Here is a 21296-nt window from a genome sequence, read left to right as displayed (position 1 = left end):
ATGGGTATCGGGCGCCTCGCACCTTGAGCGGAGCTAAGGGCTGTCAGCCGGGGAGGGCGGCTGCTGTGGGGATCGATGAATTGGGGGTGTGGCGGACGACGACACGATTCCATCCTTCATCTGCCGTGTGACCACGGTTCCTGGCCACACGTAACGCTTTCGCCGAGACCGTCCAATCTCTTCCGCCGCGCCTTTGGCGTTCCCTGCCCTGTGACCAGGGCGTGAAGATGGCGGCCCACCAGCCATGCACCAAGTCCACGGATATTCGGTCTACTTCCGCTATACGACTAAGGGCTGTCCCGTAATCCCTGGCGGGCGTGCGACGACAGCTACGGCACCTCGCCGCGTTGTCGGAACGCCCGAATACATCCAGTATTCGGGCGTCCCTCCGCCTTGCGATGCCCCGCATCTGACGCCGCACGCTGATCCACCAGGGATTACGGGACAGCCCTTAGACCCGGGCGGCGCGGCTCGAAGAAGAACACCAACGGCCTGCTGCGACAGCATTTCCCCAGGGACATTGACCTCTCGTCCCACACTCCTGAGCACCTGGAGGTGTTGGCCTCCGAACTCAGCAGCCGACCACGAAAGACGCTCGACTGGTCAACCCCAGCCGAGCATCTCGCTGAGCTACGGGACCCAGTCAGCTGACCAGCAGTTGGGGCTGGTCCTCTCAGCCTGTCGCTCACCCCGTGTCCTGGGGCATTCCTTCGACGACTTCCGCAAGTCGCCGCAGCATGCTGCGGTGCCGGATCTGCGCAAAGGCGTCGACAACTGTGTTGTGGAGACTCCCTCCCAGGCCGCGCAGCGGATGCTCGTCGAGAATGACCAGGGTCTTTTCGCCCCACGGCCGGATATCGAAAGCGATCCGTGCCGTGCCCAACGGCACTCCGTGCACTTCGAGTTCCAGTGCGCGCGGAGCGTCGAGACGACGGACCGTCGTGCGTCCGTGGAACTCCTTCGGCCCCACACGCGCCGTGTATTTGATCGACGATCCGACTTCCGGCCAACTCCCATTGCCCGGGGCGGAGTCCAAGATCCCCACCACCCAGTCCGCGTAACGGCTCTCGTCCTCCAGGACCGCCCAGAGCACGGACGGTTCCCGGGCGATGAGCTGATGACGTACAGCCATGTGTGCTCCCATCCGGGACGCTGAATAGCACGCGGCATCCGAGCACGCCGCGATCACAGCCGCCGTTGGACATCGCAGTGGCCGCGTGCACGGGAATCCGGAGTAAGCGGCACTACCAGTAGTGCCGTCGCCCGCCCACTGCATGCCCGACGGCACCCAGGATCCAAAGAACGATGCCGATCGCGACGAGCACGATACCGTCGGTCCACGGGATCGTGATGCCGGCCACCAGACCGATGACCAGCAGAATGTCGCCGAGGATGATCAGGGCATCCTCCGTTCTCCCAGGTCTTTTTAGTATGCGCCTCACACGTATGCACGGCGATGCAGACCGCGCGAGGCGCTCGTCCACCAGACGAAGGAAAAGGCTATGCCACGAGGACAGGCGTATCCAGTGCTTCCGCATGGCCGTCATCGCCCGAGCGCTCGTCACCAGCGACGCCATGACGCGACTCATCAGCATCCGACAATCGTCCTGAAAGCGCGGTTCAAATCGAGGGGTATGGCCCCGTCTCCACGAAGCCCTATGGCGGCATCTCGCGTAACGGAACCCGCTCCAAGAAGGTACTGACCGACATTTCGGCCCCATGAAGGCCACCGTGCCCAGGGACCGTGAAGGCGCGTTCGAGCCGAAGACCGTGCGCCGGCGGCAGAAGCCTCTGCCGGCCCGCGGCCGCTTCCCCAACGAAGGCCGCGCTGAAGCGCGCACTGAGCGCCTTCGACATCACCCTCGAAGGCAGGCCCTCTCTCAGCAGCCCGCCAGAAACCTCAACAACGTGAGCTACACCGTTCGTTTGGCAGCCCCGCATGAGAGCCTCCTGCAGGTGGAGATATCACAATCCACACCGAACCAGAAAGCCCTCACTCGCACCCATGCGACAAGCCTCATCAACCCCCGTAAACAGAACACCTAGGCGCAATACCGGTGCTTTAGTGCTTAATTCGTGGGGTTGGGGATGTTTTGGTGGGTTCGACGAGGGTGACGGCGGGGGTGGCCGGGCGAGGTGGGTTGTTGTGTTCGGCGCGTTTGAGTGCCCAGTTGGACATTTTGCGTTTGATCACTCGCGGGTTGGACCGTAACCGCCGTGGTTCCAGGAGGCGTTCGGTGATTTCACGCAGGGTCTGCTTCAGTGCCCGGGTGAGCCGGGAGGGGGGAAAATCCCGCCTGGCTGGTGGTCTGCCGGCGGACGACGCGCAAGGTGCGGGTGAAGGACATCCGGTCCGGATCCTCCCTCTCCTGCCGGGCGGCCTGGTGCATGAGGTCGCGCAGGGCGTGGTGCACCAGGAGGAACCCGAAGATCTCCTGCTCGGCCCCGACCGGATACTGGGAGCGCAGGACGAATCCGGGTCCGCCCAGGTGGATCTTGATCTCGTCGAAGGTCGTCTCGATCTCCCAGCGCTCGGCGTAGAGCGCAGCGAGCTCCACGGCCGGTGCGGTGGCCGGGTCCAGGAGCGTGGTGACCAGCCGGTAAACGGCGCCCTCCCCACCTGGGCCCAAGGCGTATTCGATGACGCGAACCTGTGCCGGGTCGGCCCGCCGGTTCTTGTCCCGGGCGGCAACGATCTCCGACAGATACGAGCCATCGGGCAGCGCGGCCACCACGGGCAGGACCGCGTTGCTCCGGACCCGCCACAACAGGTCCGCGCCGGTCGACGCGGCGGCCCGCCACAGATCGAAGCCGAGGAAGCCCCGATCCGCCAGGAGCAGCATTCCTCTGGTCAGCGAGGGGAACAGACGGTGGGCCAGGGCCGTCTCATGCACCGCCAGTGGCGCGACGTCGGCGGCGAACACGGCGTGGGTACCGCACTCGACCAGGGCCACGGCCCTGGCCTGCGGATACGCGCTCCTGCCCTGGCCACGCCCCGTTCCCGGCCGTCCGAAGAAGGCGGCGTTGGCCTGCGTATCGGGAAGGTCGAAGGTCGTCCCGTCCACCGACACCAACCGCAGGCCCCGAAACCACGCTCCCGTCGTCGCCGGGAGCGCCACGGGCCGACAGACCCTGGCGAACAACGCCTTCATCGGTTCCGCCCCCAGCCGTAACCGGGCCCGTCCGATCGCCCCGCTGGTGGGCACCCGCCACGTCTTCGACCAGCGGCGTTCGCGTTCCAGGCCCTGGGTGAGGAGCCGTCCGACCTCCTCATACCCCTGCCCCGAGAACAGGCACATCGCCAGCACGAAATACATCACCACCCGAGCGGGAAGCAGACGCTGACGTTCCTCGGTGCGTCCGCACTCCGCCACCACCTCATCCACCAACTCCGGCGGAAACGCACGCGTGAGCACTCCAAGGGCGATGCGATCCGAAAACCGATCGCCCTCAACTACCTTCAACTGTCCGGGCCTTGGCACACCAACTCAACGAGCCAGCACTATCAAAGTCACCGGTATTGCACCTAGGCGACGCGGCGGGCGCGGTGGCGGACTTCCCGGAGCCGGACCTCCGACGGGAGGCGGTCCAGGCCTGCCGAGTCCCGTGCGTGTGCGAGCGTTTCCCCGCTCAGTTGCTCCAGCGTCCGCGCCGGCTCTGCGTGAGGCTTAAGCAACAGCCGTACTCGTGCGGCCGGAGCAGCACGCCGACCCGTCAGCCGCACATGAGCCCGCGAGATCCCATCCTGCACCTGCGCCTCCTCCTCGATTGCGTCCTCCAGCGCACGGCCATTGAGTCGGGCCGCCGCGTCGCCTTCGCTCTCGATGAGGACCTGGCCCAGCCGGTGTCTGCGCAGCTGCGCCAGAAGCCACCAAAGCAGCAGCGCGAGAAGCACGACGAGCACCGCGATGACGGCCGGCCACCACCAGTCGTCCTCCCGCCATCGGGCGCGTCCCCAGGTGCCCAGCACGACATCCTCCGGGCCTCGGAAGGGCCACCAGCCCGGCATGTGGAACCCCCAGTGGCGCTGCAGATCCAGCCCACCGAGCAGCACGCCGCCACCCAGGGCGAACAGTCCAAGGCCGAGCAGTCCCAGCAACACCCGGTTCACCGCCTTGAGCATGGGACCTCACCCCTTCTTCGGGCGCCGGACGCGCACGTCCAGCGTGGGCTTCCGGGCGAGACCCAAGTTCGTTACGGCTTCGCTCAGCGCGGCGTCCAGATCCGCGTGAACCTCGTTGAGATCGCGGAAATGTGCCTGTGCCCGGGCTTTGACCTTCCGACGGCCGAAATCGACTCGTGCCGATTGCACACCGGACACCCGTACGACCCGGTCGCGCAGATTCAGTGCGGCTGCGTGGCGGTCGAGCCCGGCGTGGACCTCCCCTGTTCCGGGGATTCCGGTGGGCTGCCGCATGGGTAGCACTCTGCGCAGTCCCGGCGTCACCGCCAGCAGGAAGAGCCACAGGCCAAGAGCCATCGCCACTGCGGCCCCGACGGTCATCCAGATGTCATGCAGCGGTCGTGTGGCCAGTTCCTCGGCAAGTTGCCGCCGCCAGCTCATCCCGGGCCGGTCTGCCCGCACCGAGACCACGTCGTACAGGAGCAGCCCAATGCCTGCGACGGACAGCAGCGCCACAATGGCTGCGGGAATCCGTCGCGCGGACCAGAAGCGGCGCGCCGACCGGCGCGATTCGTGGACCGCTGCTGTCGCGCCCCCAGTGGGGGTACCTGCGGATGATGCCTCTCCCGTACCGGAGGGAATGTCGCCATCGCCGGTCGGCTGCCTCCAGGTGTTCGCGCTCATCTCACTCTCTCCCGGTCTCTATGCCTCGAGTGCACCGAGTGCAGCCTCTCGACCGACACCGTGAGTTCGGACACGTCCATGCCGGCCCATGTTCTGAGCTGCTCGATGACCTCGCGGCGAACCGCAGCGCACTGAGCCCCGATGTCGGACGGATAGCCCAGCTCCACGGCGATGCGCATCCGTACTTCGCCGAGCATGTCCGGACGGCCATTGGCGGGATCGCCGCCTCGTCCTGCGGCGTGCTCATTCCGCTCCGGTCCCCGCCGCACAGACGTCGTCACGCGTGGCGTCCGGCGGCCGGGCGGTACACGGCGGGCCGAATCGGTGAACCGGCTCAGCGCCTCGCGGGCCACGTGGGAAGCGATCTTCGCGACGACATGGTCGGAGACGGTGGTCGCACCCCGCTCCCTGCGAGGAACGCCCGGACGACGATCGACGTCACTGGTCACTGCCGTCAGTCTCCCTGAGCCTGTCACCGGCTATCGCGCACCCGCTGGTGGTCGTCACGGCGGCGGCGGATGAAGTCACCCGGCTCGAGATCGCCTTCCATCAAGCGCCCGGCGACAAGTCCGACGGCGCCCAGTACCAGCACAAGCAGGAAGGCCCAGAAGCCACCGAAGTACCCGGCGAAGCCCAGTGCCATTCCGGCAATCAAGCCGACCACAGCCTTGCTCATCACACGCTCCTTCACTCAAGTGGGCTGCTCCCCCTTGGCTACTGGACCCGCTGCTGCTCCCCTTCGTCCTCCTCATCGGGCAGCTTCACATCGCTGACCGCGATGTTGACTTCCACGACTTCCAGGCCCGCCATCCGCTCCACTGCGGAGATCACGTTCTCGCGCACGTCACTGGCCACGTCCGTGATTGAGACGCCGTAGTCGACGACGATCTCCAGATCGATGGCCGCCTGCACCTCTCCCACCTCGACACTGACCCCGCGCGTGACGGACTTGCCGCTACCTGCGCCGGGCATCCGCTCCCGCATGGATCCCATCGAGCGTGCGAATCCACTACCCAGGGCATGGACGCCGAGCACATCGCGTGCCGCCATTCCGGCGATCTTCTCTACCACCACGTCGGCAATGGTCGTCCGACCGCGAGAGCCGGGCGCACTGCCGTGCTTTCCGCCGGTGTTCTCAGTCATCGGGCTATTCCTCCCTGAAGGAGATCACCTAGCACTCTTTAACCGGATTATATTCGTTTTAGTGGGATCTATCAGAGGTGTGAACCACGAGACGGAGTGGTTCAACGAGTGGTACGAAGTGCCCCTGCCCAGAGCCCCTGCGGAATCGGCGCGTGATGCGGGAGGAAGAGAACCGCGGCCATGGAAGAGGGTGAGAGTCCGGTGAAAACTGAGGCATGGATGCAGGCAGTACGGCGCCAGCTCGGCCTGGGTCGGCTGCTCCCTCTCGGCGGGCCTGACGACGGGACGTGGATCACCGAGCAAGCGGCCGTCCGGGCCCTTGGGCGCACGGCCGCCGAGATTCCCGGCGTTTGGCTGGAAAGCCTGCGCATCGGACCGGCATCGCTCGGGCCCGTGTCCGAGCCGTCCGTCCGTCCGCCGGCCAGCGCGCTGCCGCCTGGCCCGCTCAGGATCGAGGCCGCATTCACCGCATCCATGGGGCAGCCACTGCCCCGCAGCGCGGAGCAGTTGAGGAGCGCACTGCTCAACGTGGCCACTGAAAGGCTCGGCCTGGCCACTGAGGCAGTTGATCTGCGCGTCACGGATCTCCACGAGGGCCCGGAGAGAGGCGTCAGGCCCCAGACCGCAGAGAACGCCATGGGGCCCCCGCCGGAGGCTGCGGCCGCGCGAAGCTCGCTCCCAACGACCGGAACGGGACCCATGCGGGGCCCCATCGCGGAGCTGGCCGATGTCGCAGCGGCTGTTCCGGGCGTGGCCCGCCTCACTGCCGTGCTGGGAAGCCGCCCGGTCAAAGTGGAGCAACATGACCATCCACCAGGCCGGCACATCGAGGTCCAGCTTGCGGTCGCTCCCGGGTACCATCCGCTGGAAGTAGCCCGCGCCGTCCGGGCGGCGGTAGCCGACGCAGCCACCAGTGACACCTCGGGCCCGGTGACCGCCGCCGTCCTCATCGGAGAAACCGCGGCCTAACCTCAATACCGGTAACTTAGGGTGATTGTGTCGCTTGACCCGTTTGGGTTTGGTGGCACCGACGATGGTGATGGCCGGGGTGCGTGGTGGCAGGAGGCGTTCAAGGAGTTCAGCGTGGGTGGTTTTGATGGCGTGGGTGAGTCTGCCGGGGGAAAATGGCGCCTGGTCGGTGACCTGGCGGCGCACGACGCGCAGTGAGCGGGTGAAGGAGATCCGGTCGGGGTCCTGGTCGGCTTGTTGTGCGGCCTGGTGCATCAGGTGCCGGATGGCGTGGTGGACGAGCAGGAAGCCGTAGAGTTCCTGCTCGGCGCCGTCGGGGTGCTGTGAACGCAGCACCAGGCGTGGCCCGCCGAGGTGGGTCTTGATTTCGTCGAGGGTGGACTCGAACTCCCATCGCTGGGCGTAGAGGGCGGCGAGTTCCGCGGCTGGGGCCTTGTCCGGGTCGAGGATCGTGGTGATGAGCCGGTAGGCGCCCTCGTGGCCGGCGATGGTGTACTCCACCGCGCGTACCGGCACCCCGCGACGGGTGTGGTGAATGTCGCTCCGGTCGAAGATCTCGGTGAGGCAGGAGCCGTCCGGCAACTGCTCGACCACGGGGAGTACGAGGTCTTTGCGGACGCGCCACAGCAGGTCCGCCCCGGTTGCCGCGGCTTTGCACCACAGGTCCACGCCGTAGAAGCCACGGTCGGCCAGCAGCAGCATTCCCGGCCGCAGGGACACCAGGACCGTCCGGGCCAGAGTCCGCTCTCCGGTGCGCAGAGCTCCGATCGCGGCGTCGAAGACGGCGTGGGTGCCGCACTCCACCAGGCCGACCATGCGCAACTGCGGGCATCCGATGTCCTGTTCACCCCGCCCGGAGCGAGGTGGACGGCCGAAGGCGTCCACGTTCGCCTTCGTGTCAGGCAGGTCGAACGTGGTGCCGTCGATCGCGGCCAGCCGCCAGTCGCGGTAGAAGGCGCCCTGCGTGGCCGGCGTGGCGACCGGACGGCACACCCGCGCGAACAACTGCCGCAGCGGCGCCACCCCCAACCGGGACCTGGCCTTCCAGATCGCCGCCGAACTCGGCACCACCCACGACGCACGCCAACGTCGTGCACCCTGCAAACCCGCTGTCAGCAGCCGGGCGACCTCCTCATGGCTCTGCCCCGAGAACAGGCACATCGCCAGCACGAAGTAGACCACCAACCGGGCCGGCAACAGCCGGTTCCGCTGCTGCACCCGGCCCGTCTCCGCCAGCACCTCGTCCACAAGCGACTGAGGAAACGCCTGCGTCAGCACCCCGCCCGCGACCCGGTCCGACAACCGCTCACCAAATGACTTCAGCTGACCCGCTCTTGGCATACCAACAACAACGACCGAATTCCCCCTAATAAGTTACCGGTATTGAGGTTAGTGGATCTACACGGCCCTACAAAAGTGGCCCTTGTTGGTTGAAGTCCCTGCGAGAGATCGTTGTTTCCAGCCCTGCGGATGCATCCCCAAAGAGGCAGGAGGACACTGGAACTGCTGCACTGGTATGGGAGAACTCCTGTTCCTTGCAAGCGAAAGCTTGAGAGGAAGCGTTGCTTGGGGCCATCTGCTTGCAGGATCTCACCAGCCGATCAAACCCACCCCGAGCTATGGCGGTCTCTTTAGGGGGGTAGCGCAATGGCGGTTCAGGATCGTATCGATGATGCGCTTCGTATGTGGCTGTGGAACAATGGAGTTAGTAACGCCGGTCTTGCGGTGATGCAGGACAATGAACTTGTCGGCTCGTACGGCTACAACGAGAGTTCGGCAGAGAACTCCGTCCCTATCGCCTCACTATCGAAGGCAATCACGGCAGTAGCTCTCATGTCGCTTATCGACGACGGCCGCTTGCGATTCGGGTCACGGCTCTACTCAGTGCCACCGAGCTTTCGACAGTCGACGGAGCCTTGGTCAAACCCGGAGTGGATCAGTGACATCTCCATTGAACAGCTTCTTCGGCACACAAGCAGGATCACCTTCGATGCTTCCCAAGATTTGTCGGGAATTCCAAACGCCGACTCATCCGATGTGATCCTAGTCCGCCGCACGTTGGGACAGGGACTCAGCACGATACCCGTGAGCGAGTTCTACAACAACATCAATTATGCCATTCTTGGTCTCATTATGCATGCGATCACGAATGAGTCCTATGAGACCTATTGCCAAAAGATGGCGCTGACTCCGCGCGGCGCAAGCGGAAAAATCGGTGCGGGCACTCGGGCGCTGGGAGCATTCGGTGGCTGGGAAATGTCAGCTGTCGATTACGCAATGTTTGCGAGGGCATTTGACCCTCGCACCCGGCTACTAAGCCGGACGGCCCACGACTTTATCGATGCTAAGGCCAACTCCAACACCCCAACCGCTTCGCTCGGGGTATTCGTAGTTCGCACTGCATCTGGGCGTAATCTGTTCCATCATGGCAGTTATCATTCAGCAGCGCTAAACCCGGACCAAAGCAGCTCATTCTTCGCCATGTGGGATAATGGGATTTCGGTTGTCGTAACCTATGACCAAGATTTGACGGACGCGGCACGCAACGCACTGGACAACACGCTGCGTCGTGCGGCCTACAGCTGACGGCGCAGCAGGCAAGCCGCCGAGTGCTCCTGGACACGCTCCAGGAAGCGCAGCAGACCCAGGCAGGTAAGCGCACCGCGTGCAGGGCGGCGGCCATGCGGTGGTATCCCAGGCCGGGGCCGTGCTGCTGGTCGAGACGGTTCGCAAGGCCGGACTGGAACAGGCGATATCGGCGGCACTGACGCCTTAGCGACGTGCGCGGGCGGTGCAAGATCCGGGCAAGATCCTGCTGGACGTGGCCCTGACGGGCGCGCTGGGCGGGGACTGCCTCGCGGATGTCGGGATGCTGCGGGCCGAGCCGGCCATGTTCGGGCCGGTGGCCTCCGACCCGACCGTCTCCCGCCTCATCAACACCCTCGCCACGGCCGGACCGAAGGCCCTTCACGCAATACGGGCCGCGCGTGCCGAAGCGCGTGAGCGTGTCTGGAACGTGGCCAAGAACGCGGCGCCGGATGCCGACGGCTCTGTGGTCGTGGACCTGGACGCGGTGCTCGTGCTGGCCCACTCCGAGAAGCAGGACGCCACCGCGACCTGGAAGAAGACCTTCGGACACCATCCTCTGATGGCCTTCGTCGACCACGGAGGCGGCGGGAGCGGGGAGCCGGTCGCCGGCCTGCTCAGGCCGGGCAACGCGGGCAGCAACACTGCCGCCGACCACATCACCACGGCCCAACTCGCCCTGGCCCAACTGCCGAAGAAATACCGGCGCGGACGCCAGACGCTGATTCGCACCGACTCCGCAGGCGGAACCCACGAGTTCGTCGCCTGGCTCGCGAAGCGGGGCCGGTGGCTGTCGTACTCGGTCGGCATGACCATCACCGACGCCCTCCACCCGGCCGTCCTCAAGGTCCCGCCCGCCTCGTGGACGGTGGCCGTCGAGCCGGATGGTGAGATCCGCGACAGCGCCTGGGTCGCCGAACTTGTCGGCGATGTCCTCCAGGGCCGGCCGGAAGGGATGCGGCCGATCGTCCGCAAGGAACGGCCGCACCCCGGCGCGCAGTTGTGCTTCACCGGCGCCGACGGCCCGCGGCTCACCGCGTTCGCCACCAACACCACCGGCATCCCGATCGCCGCACTCGAACTGCGGCACCGCCAGCGGGCACGGCCGAGGACCGCATCCGGGCCGCCCTCGCGACCGGCCTGCGCAACCTGCCCCTGCACGACACCGCGCAGAACCGGATCCGGCTGGAGATCGTCCCCGACACGACAGCCGGGCCATCAGCACGGCCACCACCAGCCCGAACAACCGAAACGGCCCGCGGAAGAAACCGGCGGACCGTCACGAAAGATTGAGGTTAGCGAAGAAACACAGCAGTGGATGAAAGCCGAAGCCGCCTTTGTAAGTGGGCGCGGCCTGTAGGCCTGCCGGGGCAGTTCCCGTGCCGTAGCGAGCGCTCCTCGGCAAGTGCGATGCCGCGGCGTCGCGTCGAGTACGGGTCCGGTCGCGGAGCCCGTCCGACGCGCAGGGCTGCCGCTCAGTTGCGTGAACTGCGCGGCAGCCCTGTGGTCCGGGGCTGCGGGGCCTATTCGGCTGCGGCCGTCGTGGTCCCGGCGTCGGCCGCTGCCTCGGCGGAGGTCTCCGGGCGGCCGATCGAGCAGACCAGAGCGTTGTCCTTGACGTCGGCGACGATGGTGTCGCCCGGTTCCGCTTCGCCGCTCAGCAGCAGCGAGGCGATGCGATTGTCGAGTTCGGTCTGGATCGTGCGGCGCAGCGGGCGGGCCCCGAACTCCGGCTGGTGGCCGTGCGCGACAAGGAGCTTCTTCGCCGCCTCGGTGACTTCCAGCTCCATGCCCTGGGCCCGTACGCGACGTTTGCTGCCGTCCAGCATGAGGTCGACGATGCGGCCGAGGTCGTCCTTGTCGAGGCCGTGGAAGATGATCGTCTCGTCGACGCGGTTGAGAAACTCGGGCGGGAAGTGGCCCCGCAGGTCGCCCATGAGGTCGTCGCGGATCTCGGAGACATCGCCCTTGTGGGCGAGGATGCGATGGGCGCCGATGTTGGACGTCATGATGACGACGGTGTGGCGGAAGTCCACCGTTCGCCCCTGCGCGTCGGTCAGGCGTCCGTCGTCGAGGACTTGCAGCAGCGTGTTGAAGACGTCGGGGTGGGCCTTCTCCACCTCGTCGAACAGGAGCACGCTGTACGGCTGGCGGCGTACCTTCTCCGTCAGCTGGCCGGCCTCCTCGTGGCCGACGTATCCGGGCGGTGCGCCGACGAGCCGCGAGACGGTGTGCTTCTCCTGGAATTCGCTCATGTCGAAGCGGGCCATGCGTTTCTCGTCACCGAAAAGCAACTCGGCCAGAGCCTTGGCGAGTTCGGTCTTCCCGACACCGGTTGGTCCGAGGAAGAGGAAGGAGCCGACGGGGCGGTCGGGGTCGCCCATACCGGCCCGGTTGCGGCGCACCGCCTGCGCGATCGCGGTGACCGCCTCGTCCTGGCCGACCACGCGGGAGTGCAGTGCGTCCTCCAGCTTGAGGAGCTTCTCCTTCTCGCTGGCGGTGAGTTGCGTGACCGGGATGCCGGTGCGGCGGGAGACGACATCGGCGATGTCGGCGGTGGTGACGTCCATGACGCCCTCACGGCGTTCCTCGATGCCTGCGAGTTCGGCCTCGGTCTCCGCGATCTTCCCTTTCAGCCCGGAGGCCTTCTCGAAGTCCTCGGACGCAACCGCTTCGTCCTTCTCCCGCTTCAGCTTGGCGAGCGTGTCCTCGTGGGAGACGACTTCGGTGGACCTGCCGAGCGAACGCAGTCGTACCCTGGCGCCTGCCTGGTCCATGAGGTCGATGGCCTTGTCCGGCAGGAAGCGGTCGCTGATGTAGCGGTCGGACAGCTCGGCGGCCGCCACCAGGGCGTCGTCGGCGAAGCGGACCTGGTGGTGGGCCTCGTAGGAGTCGCGCAGCCCCTCCAGGATCTGGATGGTCTCCTCGACCGTCGGCTCGGGCACCATGACGGGCTGGAAGCGGCGTTCCAGGGCGGCGTCCTTCTCGATGTGCTTGCGGTACTCGTCGATGGTCGTCGCTCCGACGACATGCAGCTCACCGCGCGCCAGTGCGGGTTTGAGCATATTGCCCGCGTCCATCGCGCCCTCGCCCGATGCCCCGGCGCCGACCACAGTGTGCAGCTCGTCGATGAACAGGATCGTCGAGTCCGCGGCGACGCTGACTTCGTCGATGACGTTCTTGAGCCGTTCCTCGAACTGGCCGCGGTACTGGGAACCCGCCACCAGACCGGAGAGGTCCAGCGCGATCACCCGTTTGTCCTTGAGAGTACGGGGGACGTCTCCGGCCACGATGCGCTGGGCGATTCCCTCCACGATCGCAGTCTTGCCGACACCGGGCTCACCGATCAGTACGGGATTGTTCTTGGAACGCCGTGAGAGGACCTCCACGGTCTGCTCGATCTCCTCGGCCCGGCCGACCACGGGATCGAGTTTCCCGGCCTTCGCTTCCTCGGTCAGATCGCGTCCGTACTGATCGAGGGTGGGGGTGTCGCTCGTGCCGGCCGCCGGGGTGCCGTCGGCCCGTGCCGCGTTCTCCGCCTCGCGCCGCAGCTTGCCGGTGTCCGTTCCGTATGCGGCGAGCAGTTTGGCCGCACCGGAATCCTGGGTGTCCAGCAGCGCACCGAGGATGTGCTCCGGCCCGATGTAGGAGACTCCGGCTGCCTGGGAACGCTCGTATGCCTGGAGCAGTACGCGTTTGGCGGCGGGTGTCAGGCTCGGCTCCGCGGACGGAGTGGCGCTCTCCGCCGGCAGGCCTTCGGCGATCCGTCTGCCCAGCTCGTCGGGGTCCGCCCCGGCCTGTTGGAGCAGGGTGCGGGCCGGGTCCACCTGGGTGGCGGCCCACAACAGGTGCTCGGTGTCCAGGTCCCGGCTGCCGTCGTCGGTCGCGCGCGTGGTCGCCCGGCCTATCAACTCGCGTGCCGAATCGGTCAGCAGCCGCCCGATGGGGACCCGCTGCACCTGTGGCGGTGAGGACGCCGGGGACATCCCGAAGAACCGGTTGAGCATTTCCGAGAACGGGTCCGGGCCGCCGAGGGAGCCGAAGGAGGACATGGTCATGGTCACCGTCCAGTGAGTGCGGTTGGGAGCGCGCGAGGGATGGCCGGCCGGGATCGCCCTGCGCCGGACCCGGACGTGGGGTGCCCGGGGCTCACGGCTCGTCGAGCTCGCCTGGTGGCCCCCATGGGCAGGTGATTTCACTAGACCAACGCGTGCTCCGTCACGCAATGGCGCGGACGCCCGCCCATCGCCCGCGGTCAGCGCACACCACGGCGTCACGGACTTCCCGGCCCGGTGACGAACCGGCCCGGAGTACGCCGATCGGGTGACGCCCGGACCGCCCGGTCGGACTCGGCGCGTGCCTGCCAGGACGTTCATCGTGTGTGCGCTGCCGTCGGTGAGCGGCGCAGGACCTGGGGAGCGGTGCGGCCGCGCCGCCTGAGTCCCGATCCCAGCCGACCGCCGCCTCGCCGACCGCCCGGACCCCGCCAAGACTTGAGCCATGAGCGACAAGGAGAAGTCGGAGGATCTCAAGGGCGGCCCCGGTCACCTTCGCGCTGGTGGTCGGCGCCTTCCACGGGTTGTGGTGGGGGCGCGGTGGCCCTCGTCTCGTACGCGCTGCGTCTCGGCGTGATCGTCGAGTACCGCACCGGGCGCCGCGAGCGCGGTAGCGGCAGGCGCACCCGCACCTCGCCCTCCGGCCGGCTCGAACGTGCCGCGGACACCGCTGGGGCGGCCGCCCTGCTGCTGGCCGGGGTGGTGCTCCCCGTGATCGCGCTGATCGGGGCGGTGGACGGCTGCTCCTGGACGAGCGTCGTCGAATGCGACGTCGACACCGGGCAGGGCAACGCACGTGCACGACTTGTGGAGTTGGGGCGCAAGGGCAACGGTGTCGTCGGCCGGGACATCCAGGGGGACGAGGTCGTCAACGGCGTCAACTGCGGTGTCTCCGACGACGATGTGGTGCGCGCGCCGTTGTGGCGCTCCTGAGGACGTACGGGCGCCGGCACATCACCCGGCCCGGGTCCTCGCCATGATGATCTCCACGACGCGGGAAGGGGCGACCTCGGTGGTGTCGATGACCTCGACACCACCGAGGTCGCTGCGGCGAGCCGCGCGTAGGGATCACCGACGGTCCCACGCCGTGATCGCCCCAGAAGATGCAGCCCATGTGCTCCGACTGTTCCAGCGTCTGTTGTGCGGCGGTGGCCCTTGGCCTGCGTGTCGGGTCCGCCCCGGCCTCAGTGGGTCACGGCCGCCAACAACTCGGGCAGTTCATGCATGTCGTCGAACACGATCGTGCCCGGTCCTTCGAGCCGCGAGGCCGGTGTGAGACCGCCGCAGTAGCCGAAGGCCCGCATCCCGGCGGCGCGAGCTGCCTGAACTCCGTACGCACTGTCCTCGATCACCGCGCAGCGCCCGGGGTCCACGCCCATGGAACGGGCAGCATGAAGGAAGAGATCGGGGGCGGGCTTGCCGGTCGCGACGTCATGGGCGCTGAAGATGTTCCCCGCGAAGTGATCGCTCAGGGCGACGATCTCCAGGTTTCGTCTGATGCCGTCGTGGTCGCCGTTCGATGCGACGCAGGCAGGTGTGGTGAGCGCGTTCAGAACCTCTGCGATGCCGTCGACAGCGGTCAGTTCGGCGTCGAAGGCCGTCCGGTACAGATGCTCGTACTTCCGCTGCCAGTCCTTCTCCAGCCGTCGTCCGAGCCGTTCCTCCACGGCTGCCGTGTAGACCTCGTCGGACGAGCCCACGAACCGCTCGATGATCTCGGCTTCGGTGAACGGGCATCCCAGGTCAGCCGTGATTATCGCGTCCACTTTGACGCATATCCGCTCGCTGTCCACGAGGACACCGTCGCAGTCGAAGATCACCAGTTCGACAGGGCTCTGAGTCATGGGCAGCAGCCTAAGGGCTGTCCCCGCGATGGTTCGACCCATGGCTCCCGGACGGCCACGAACACAGCACTCAGCTCGCGGAGTCGGCCAGGAAGGCGAGCCCCGTCAGGACCCCGGCGTAGGCCAGTACCAGCAGCAGGCTGCAGAGGATCAGCAGCCATCCGGTGACGATGCCGAGCAGTGCCAGGCCGCGGTCCCGGCCTCCCAGACGCTTGCCGCGCCGGCGTCCGAGGTGACCGGCCGGGATGGCGACGACGGCGGAGACGAACATGAAGAACGTGTAGTAACCGCCGTACATGAGCCAGAACATGGGCGTCGCGAAGACGGCCACGATCAGGCAGACGCCCAGAACGGCCGCCCACATGCTGATCCGGGCAGGCGTGTTGCGTATCCCGGCTGCCTGCTGCGTACTGCTGGTCACGATGGATCTCCCCGTCCGGTTCGGCGACCCACTCTACGAGGGAGGCGAAACGCCCGGTGAGCGGCTTCGGTCGGGTTCAGTTTCGGACATGCGGAGGATGGCTTCGTGCCTTTCCGGGATCGGCGTGTTCTCGAATCCGCGCCCGTCGATCGCGTCGCATCCGTGGTGCGCACGCCGTCCTGGCGATCTTTCTCGCTGACACGCCGTCACAAATAGACTGGTTGCAGCCGTCAGCCTTGGCGCGTTCTATTTCCGGATTTCTACCTGCTTGTCAGTGCCATACGCCACGCTGGACACATACCGCCCAACACCGGCTTGGAGGCCAGTAGTGGACGCCCAGGACCTCGCGCAGCTCGACGACAAAGAATTCGAGCAGTTGCTCACCTCGAACATTCACCCGCCCACCCGTGACGCCAGAACGTGGGCAGCGATCATCCACCCCGACAATCTGCCGCGAGCCCGGAAGATCCTCACGCATGTCCACGAACGGACCGCGAGCGTCCTGCGCCGCCGTAAGACCGAGCGCGAGGAGTTCCGCATCGAGTGCTTTGCCCGGGGCGAGGCCGGCAAGCGCGAATGGTTCGCCACACGGGCCGATTTCGAGTCCCTGCGCCGCCGTACCGCGAACTTCCACCAGCGCGTCCAGCGGGCCATCACCGAACTGGGCCAGGAGCAGCGGAATGTGAACCGCGCACAGAGTCACAGCGCCGGACAGCAGAGCCGGGAGACGCTCCGCGAACTCGCTGTTGCCGTCCAACGCCATCAAGCGGTCCATGCCCGCAACGGCGGCGGCGCCGAGCAGGTGGATCACGAGCTGTGGCAGCATCTCGACCGGCTGACCGTGCCCACCGGCCCCGGCCAGCATCCGACGACACTCCGCACGATGCTCAGCATCTACTGGACCGACACGCAGCCGCTCGACAACGATCCGGGGCTACGGGCCCGCACCGGGGCCGTCACCAGCGGCGCTCCCGCGCGCCCTTCCACACCCCTCTCCGGTGTTCCGCAGGCCCGGCGTGTCCATGACCGGGAAGGCCCCACGGCGTAGCCGCACCCGGCTGCGTGGCGCCGGGGCGCTCGCAACGGCGCGGAGCGGGACGGCACCGGGCGGAACGGCAGTCGTCCGCTCCGCCCGATGCCGAGAAGGTTCGGACGGTTACGTATGCGCCATCGATGCATTCGCTTCGGCTCCCTCTGTGCACGCTCTGTGCAGTGCTGAGAGCACTATGGTGCGAAGAGAGGTCATCACGAGACTTTGATCGAATACCTCACCCTTCTTGCAACACTGAGCAGACGGAAGCGGGAAGTCTGGGCAGTTGAAGCACCGAAGTTGACCACGGATCACCAGAAGGCCGGCATCAAGGGTCGGATAGTTGCCGGGAGGGTGCGGATTCACCACCCTCTCGTCACACGCGACGGATCACGGCCGCGATACGCCGGCGGTGGTGCGCCGAAGCCCGCACGAGCGGGTGGGGGCTCCGAGGCACCGCCGACCGGGCTCGCCGGTCAGCCGACGTTCACATCGATGCAGGCGTAGAAGGCGTTGGCGGTGTCCGCGATGTTCCACACCGCGAGGACCTTCTGCCGGCCCGTCAGGCCGCCGAAGTCGACCTGGTGGGTGACTGTGGCGCCGGGCTGCGCACCGTTGTCGTCGAACTCGGCGATCTTCCGCCCGCCCGCGAAGTACTGCCAGGTGCTCGTGGCGTGCCGGGCGGTCAGCACCCACTGGAAGGACGTGCTGCGGCCGACCGGGGTGACCGTCCACCCCTTGGAGTCGTCGTCGAGTTCGACGAACCGGCTGTTGCCGCCGCTGCAGCTGGTCAGCCCCTTGGGACCTTCCACGCTCTGCGGCTCGTACTTGATTTCTCCACAGCTCACGGTCCCGGCGGCACACTGGGCCTGGCGGCTCGGTGGCGACGAGATGTACCCGTGGGCACTGGCGGAACCGACCGGAAGGGTCAGGACCAGTACGGGTGCGAGTAAGGCACCGATGACTGCGGCGGTCTTCCTTTTCGCGTGCATGCTTCTCCTTCACATGAGGCGTCGCCGCACACGAGCGGGCTATGGGGGCCCGGCAGTGGCAGACCGGCCTCTCCAGTGTGGGGGCCAAGAAGTGCGAAGGGCACGGCAGGAACCACTGCCGCGTACGCCCGGGACTGTCGGACGTCCGGCAGGGCACTGCACTTGGACTAGACCATACCCATCGACGCGTCCACGTCAAGATGTCGGTGTCGTACGGTGCCGCCGTTCACCGGGCGTACGCCGCCTCAGGCACACTCGGCGGCTCGTGGCCGGCCCGCGCCGCAGCGGAGTGGTGGGGTGCCCCTCGCGGATGGCGCCGAGGAAGCAGTGCACCGCAGGGCCGAAGGCACGCAGACGCATCAGGCATACCTGATGTCGCCACCCTGCTCGCCTCTTCGCCCCCGTGCCGACGCACGGCATACGCTCTGACCGCGCGGTGCCGGACTCACGGTGCAGGCCGGCACGACCCGGCCGGACTCCGTGGTGCGGCGCCGACCGTGCCCGCCCCCGACGAGCAGGAATGCCATGGCCTCCCACCCCGCTCCTCCACCCGGCCCGTCCGGCTCCGCCGGCCGCGACGCCTTCCACCCCGATCTTCCCGGCCACGACGACAGGGAAGGCGACACCGACAGCCCGGGACTCCCGCTGCATGCCCGGCTCCACCACATCCGTGCCGACGCGCTCGACGGCGACACCGCGCAGACGGGCGGCATGCGGCGGTTCGCCGCGATCAGCGGCAGCAGGGTCGGCTCGCGGCGTATCTGGATGGGCCAGACCCATGTGGCGGCACGGACGGCTTCGTCCAACCATCACCACGGCGACTCCGAAACGGCGATCCATGTGATCAAGGGGCACCCGGAGTTCGTGTTCCTCGACGATTCGAGCGGTGCGGCCGAGGAGGTCCGGATCCGTACCTCCCCCGGCGACTACATCTTCGTTCCGCCGTTCGTGCCGCATCGCGAGGAGAATCCCGGCGCCGACGAAGAGGCGGTCGTGGTGATCGCCCGCAGCACGCAGGAGGCGATCGTCGTCAATCTGCCCGAGCTGTACGTGCTGGGGGACGGGCCCGACGCCGGATGACGAACCGCCGGGCCCGACTCGGCCGGGTCCGTCCTTCCGGCGCACCCCGCCGCGCCGAGCCCGGCTCAGCGGCGCGTCACCACCCCGTCTCACCGTCGACACCCTCGCGCACCAGGTCGGCGTGGCCGGTGTGGCGCGCGTACTCCCCGATCATGTGCAAGTGGATCAGCCGCAGCGAGTACTCCTCGCCGCCATGGACGAAGGTGTCGTCCAGCGAGGCCTCGGCGACGATCTCGTCCGCGAGCCGGCATTCCTCGACGAGGCGGGCATAGTCCTCGGCCGCGCGGGCCGGATCCAGGTCCTCGAAGTCCGCGTCCTTGCCCTTCTCCGGGTCATACATGGGATCGAACGCCTGGCCGGCGAACCGCTCCCGGAACCAGACGCGTTCGACCTTCGCCATGTGGCGGATCAGTCCCAGAAGGGTGAGGTTCGACGGCGATACGGTCTGTTCGGCGAGTTGCTCCCCGGTCAGGCCCGCGCACTTGTGCAGCAGGCAGCTGCGGAACCATGCGAGATAGCCCGTGAGCATCTCCCGCTCGCCGGCCACGAGTGAACCGGGTGTGCGTGTCACCTCGGGTGCTGTCCATGTCATGGCGTGATCATGCCTCGTCCGCGGTGGAACCGGACAGGGTTTTTCACATGCTGTCGGTGGGCTCGTTCGACCAGGTGGTCGTGGTGGATGTGGTGATGAAGGTGGCCACCCCGAGCACCAGGAACAGGATGAGCAGCCCCTTCCCCGCGCCGCTCATGACGAGGGGCCGCGTGGCGGAGCGTGCCTGCTGCTGCGGTACGGAGAGGTCGTCGTCGCCGAAGAAACCCTTGGGGTAGGCCGGGGTGAGCATCAGGGCGTAGGCGCTGAAGCGCATTTCGTAGCGGAGCACGGCGGCCGTGGCCTCGAGGAGCGGGCGGGGCATGCGTCCCAGGATCAGGGTGATCAGCCACCAGACGATCGCCACCGCCCACCAGCCGGACAGGGCGAGGCTCTGCACGACGGCCGCCGGAATCATCAGGATCAGGCGGAAGAAGACGGCCAGGCGGTTGAGGCCGGTCGGCCGGACTTCGATCCGGACCGGGTAGTCCGGCGGTGGGTCGAGGGCGAACGGCGGATAGCGGTCCACGAGCAGCATGCTGCTCGCGCCGACCCGTACCTGGTAGCCGAGGTATCCGGCGAGGAATCGGAAGACCGGTCCGGGCAGCCGGCCCAGGAACAGCGCGGCGAACCAGCCCACGATGACGGTCACCACGGCCGCGATGTGCAGGAGGAACAGCACGATGAAGTGCGGGATCAGCAGGAGCAGCCGCACCAGCACGGTGAGCCGGCGCTGTCGTGGCGGCTCGACGATGTCCAGCACGGGAAGCCACTCGGCGGCGATCCATGCCCTCGGGCCCGGACTCCACTGGGCGTCAGCCATGTCGCTCCTCGTCGGCGGTTATCCGTACGCCATCGGCGCGTACGGCGTCACCCCACGCTGGGCCGGAAGGAAACGACCCGCAATCGGCCGCGGGCCGATCGGGTGCCCCGGTCACACGACCGGGGCACCCGGACTCACCCGGTGGGTTCGAGGAGGTTGCCGCGCAGCGCCTCCACCAATTCCTCCTCGGCACCGAGGAATTCGGTGGCGTAGGCGTGGACGGAGCCGTGTGCCGCGGCGAGATCGGCCAGGAAGAACCGCATGATGTCGGCGGGCGCCCGGCCGTATCCGGGCCAGACCGGCTCCTGGCCGGGGTGGTCCGCCCGCCAGTCGGCCAGCAGCCGTTCGGTGGCGAGCCCGGTGAGCGCGAAGTCTGCGACGATGTCGTCCTCGGCCACGCCGAGCAGGGACAGGACCAGTGCGGCAAGCAGCCCGGTCCGGTCCTTGCCCGAGGCGCAGTGGAAGACGACCGGTCCGCTGTCCTCGGCGGCGATCACTTCCAGGGCACGGCGGAGTTCGACGGCTCCGTCGTGGGCGACCTCGGCGTACCGGTCGGCCAGGAAGCGCCCGGTCTCCACCTCCGGGCCCAGTGCGGCCTGGTCGTAGGGCCGGTGCTCGATGCTGAGGTGGTGGTAACGCAGTCCCGGCGCCTCGGGCACTCGCCCCTTGGCGGCGATCTCCCAGTCGTACCGCAGGTCGATGACCGTGCCGATCCCCAGGGCCAGGAACCGGTCCCAGTCCTCGCCGCGCAGTTTGCCCAGCGAATCGGACCGGTAGAGCCGTCCCTGGCGAACCGGTCGGCCGCCCTCCCCTGGATAGCCTCCGACGTCGCGGAAGTTGTGCAGTCGCTCGAACGCCATATGTCTGTTCACGACGGAGGACTCTAGAAGGATGCGGCGGGACGTGTCAGCGCCCTGCCGGTGCGGGACCGCCCCGGCCCGGCGCGCCGTGCGGGCC

At 67.4% G+C, this 21296-nt stretch carries 21 protein-coding genes and 3 pseudogenes; 8 read left to right on the top strand and 16 right to left on the bottom strand.

Going from position 1 to position 21296, the window contains the following annotated elements; translation table 11 throughout:
- Window positions 1-456 precede the first annotated feature (456 nt).
- Window positions 457-651, top strand: a pseudogene (locus OG611_RS25200) (IS30 family transposase); the annotation flags it as partial.
- Window positions 652-685: 34 nt separating this feature from the next.
- Here the strand turns inward: OG611_RS25200 and OG611_RS25195 are convergent.
- Both OG611_RS25195 and OG611_RS25190 read right to left on the bottom strand, forming a co-directional pair.
- Window positions 686-1132: an SRPBCC family protein gene (locus OG611_RS25195; protein ID WP_266424221.1), complete on the bottom strand. Its 447-nt coding sequence runs from the start codon at window positions 1130-1132 to the stop codon at window positions 686-688.
- Between the two features lie 112 nt (window positions 1133-1244).
- A complete protein-coding gene (locus OG611_RS25190; RefSeq protein ID WP_266426203.1) occupies window positions 1245-1400 on the bottom strand; it encodes a DUF6131 family protein in 156 nt (51 codons plus the stop codon).
- Between the two features lie 319 nt (window positions 1401-1719).
- On the opposite strand from OG611_RS25190, the gene OG611_RS25185 reads away from it, so the two are divergent.
- On the top strand, window positions 1720-2046 hold the full coding sequence (locus OG611_RS25185) for a hypothetical protein (protein WP_266424219.1): 327 nt from the start codon (window positions 1720-1722) through the stop codon (window positions 2044-2046).
- A 197-nt stretch (window positions 2047-2243) separates the two neighbouring features.
- On the opposite strand, the gene OG611_RS25180 is transcribed toward OG611_RS25185, so the two are convergent.
- From OG611_RS25180 to OG611_RS25155, 6 genes are read right to left on the bottom strand one after another with little or no spacing between them, the layout of a single operon-like run.
- Entirely contained in the window at window positions 2244-3482 is a 1239-nt protein-coding gene (locus tag OG611_RS25180; RefSeq protein ID WP_266356457.1) for an IS4 family transposase, read from the bottom strand.
- A gap of 44 nt (window positions 3483-3526) precedes the next feature.
- Window positions 3527-4123, bottom strand: a complete 597-nt coding sequence (amaP, locus tag OG611_RS25175; RefSeq protein WP_266424217.1) for an alkaline shock response membrane anchor protein AmaP — start codon at window positions 4121-4123, stop codon at window positions 3527-3529.
- Between the two features lie 6 nt (window positions 4124-4129).
- Window positions 4130-4807 carry a DUF6286 domain-containing protein gene (locus OG611_RS25170; RefSeq protein WP_266424214.1) on the bottom strand — a complete coding sequence of 226 codons (678 nt, stop codon included), beginning with the start codon at window positions 4805-4807 and terminating at the stop codon, window positions 4130-4132.
- The gene (locus OG611_RS25165) at window positions 4804-5256 is read right to left on the bottom strand and encodes an Asp23/Gls24 family envelope stress response protein (RefSeq protein ID WP_266424211.1); all 453 of its coding nucleotides are present in this window, start codon (window positions 5254-5256) and stop codon (window positions 4804-4806) included. The genes OG611_RS25170 and OG611_RS25165 overlap by 4 nt, the downstream gene beginning before the upstream one ends.
- Before the next feature lie 23 nt (window positions 5257-5279).
- Window positions 5280-5483 carry a hypothetical protein gene (locus OG611_RS25160; RefSeq protein ID WP_266424209.1) on the bottom strand — a complete coding sequence of 68 codons (204 nt, stop codon included), beginning with the start codon at window positions 5481-5483 and terminating at the stop codon, window positions 5280-5282.
- A 38-nt stretch (window positions 5484-5521) separates the two neighbouring features.
- The gene (locus tag OG611_RS25155) at window positions 5522-5950 is read right to left on the bottom strand and encodes an Asp23/Gls24 family envelope stress response protein (RefSeq protein WP_266424206.1); all 429 of its coding nucleotides are present in this window, start codon (window positions 5948-5950) and stop codon (window positions 5522-5524) included.
- Window positions 5951-6130: 180 nt separating this feature from the next.
- On the opposite strand from OG611_RS25155, the gene OG611_RS25150 reads away from it, so the two are divergent.
- A complete protein-coding gene (locus OG611_RS25150; RefSeq protein ID WP_266426200.1) occupies window positions 6131-6919 on the top strand; it encodes a hypothetical protein in 789 nt (262 codons plus the stop codon).
- A gap of 147 nt (window positions 6920-7066) precedes the next feature.
- On the opposite strand, the pseudogene OG611_RS25145 reads toward OG611_RS25150, so the two are convergent.
- Window positions 7067-8260, bottom strand: a pseudogene (locus OG611_RS25145) (IS4 family transposase); the annotation flags it as partial.
- A 306-nt stretch (window positions 8261-8566) separates the two neighbouring features.
- Here OG611_RS25145 and OG611_RS25140 point away from each other — a divergent pair.
- Together OG611_RS25140 and OG611_RS25135 are read left to right on the top strand one after the other, a co-directional pair.
- The gene (locus OG611_RS25140) at window positions 8567-9505 is read left to right on the top strand and encodes a serine hydrolase (RefSeq protein ID WP_266424203.1); all 939 of its coding nucleotides are present in this window, start codon (window positions 8567-8569) and stop codon (window positions 9503-9505) included.
- Between the two features lie 79 nt (window positions 9506-9584).
- A pseudogene (locus OG611_RS25135) lies at window positions 9585-10702 on the top strand (IS1380 family transposase); the annotation flags it as partial.
- A 326-nt stretch (window positions 10703-11028) separates the two neighbouring features.
- On the opposite strand, the gene OG611_RS25130 reads toward OG611_RS25135, so the two are convergent.
- Entirely contained in the window at window positions 11029-13563 is a 2535-nt protein-coding gene (locus OG611_RS25130) for an ATP-dependent Clp protease ATP-binding subunit (RefSeq protein ID WP_266424201.1), read from the bottom strand.
- Window positions 13564-14100: 537 nt separating this feature from the next.
- Between OG611_RS25130 and OG611_RS25125 the strand changes: the two genes are divergently transcribed.
- Window positions 14101-14493, top strand: a complete 393-nt coding sequence (locus OG611_RS25125; RefSeq protein WP_266424198.1) for a hypothetical protein — start codon at window positions 14101-14103, stop codon at window positions 14491-14493.
- Between the two features lie 251 nt (window positions 14494-14744).
- Here the strand turns inward: OG611_RS25125 and OG611_RS25120 are convergent, their stop codons facing one another.
- Complete coding sequence (locus tag OG611_RS25120; RefSeq protein WP_266424196.1) at window positions 14745-15404, bottom strand: HAD family phosphatase; 660 nt, start codon at window positions 15402-15404, stop codon at window positions 14745-14747.
- 70 nt (window positions 15405-15474) lie between these two features.
- Complete coding sequence (locus OG611_RS25115) at window positions 15475-15825, bottom strand: DUF4190 domain-containing protein (RefSeq protein WP_266424195.1); 351 nt, start codon at window positions 15823-15825, stop codon at window positions 15475-15477.
- Window positions 15826-16153: 328 nt separating this feature from the next.
- On the opposite strand from OG611_RS25115, the gene OG611_RS25110 reads away from it, so the two are divergent.
- Window positions 16154-16873: a hypothetical protein gene (locus tag OG611_RS25110; RefSeq protein ID WP_266424194.1), complete on the top strand. Its 720-nt coding sequence runs from the start codon at window positions 16154-16156 to the stop codon at window positions 16871-16873.
- A gap of 458 nt (window positions 16874-17331) precedes the next feature.
- Here the strand turns inward: OG611_RS25110 and OG611_RS25105 are convergent, their stop codons facing one another.
- The gene (locus tag OG611_RS25105) at window positions 17332-17847 is read right to left on the bottom strand and encodes a lytic polysaccharide monooxygenase auxiliary activity family 9 protein (protein ID WP_266424193.1); all 516 of its coding nucleotides are present in this window, start codon (window positions 17845-17847) and stop codon (window positions 17332-17334) included.
- Window positions 17848-18372: 525 nt separating this feature from the next.
- On the opposite strand from OG611_RS25105, the gene OG611_RS25100 reads away from it, so the two are divergent.
- The gene (locus OG611_RS25100) at window positions 18373-18927 is read left to right on the top strand and encodes a cupin domain-containing protein (protein WP_266424190.1); all 555 of its coding nucleotides are present in this window, start codon (window positions 18373-18375) and stop codon (window positions 18925-18927) included.
- A 76-nt stretch (window positions 18928-19003) separates the two neighbouring features.
- Here OG611_RS25100 and OG611_RS25095 read toward each other — a convergent pair whose 3' ends face one another.
- The 3 genes from OG611_RS25095 to OG611_RS25085 all read right to left on the bottom strand — a co-directional run bounded on the left by OG611_RS25095 (window position 19004) and on the right by OG611_RS25085 (window position 21211).
- On the bottom strand, window positions 19004-19519 hold the full coding sequence (locus tag OG611_RS25095) for a DinB family protein (protein ID WP_266424187.1): 516 nt from the start codon (window positions 19517-19519) through the stop codon (window positions 19004-19006).
- A gap of 43 nt (window positions 19520-19562) precedes the next feature.
- On the bottom strand, window positions 19563-20339 hold the full coding sequence (locus OG611_RS25090) for a DUF4389 domain-containing protein (RefSeq protein WP_266424185.1): 777 nt from the start codon (window positions 20337-20339) through the stop codon (window positions 19563-19565).
- A 134-nt stretch (window positions 20340-20473) separates the two neighbouring features.
- Window positions 20474-21211 (bottom strand): tyrosine-protein phosphatase, encoded by a 738-nt coding sequence (locus OG611_RS25085; protein WP_266424183.1) that lies wholly within the window; start codon window positions 21209-21211, stop codon window positions 20474-20476.
- Between the last annotated feature and the right edge of the window lie 85 nt (window positions 21212-21296).

This window comes from Streptomyces sp. NBC_01363, assembly GCF_026340595.1.
GTDB lineage: Bacteria > Actinomycetota > Actinomycetes > Streptomycetales > Streptomycetaceae > Streptomyces.
The sequence above is the reverse complement of the archived record's forward strand: the minus strand, read 5'-3'. Positions and strand labels throughout refer to the sequence as shown.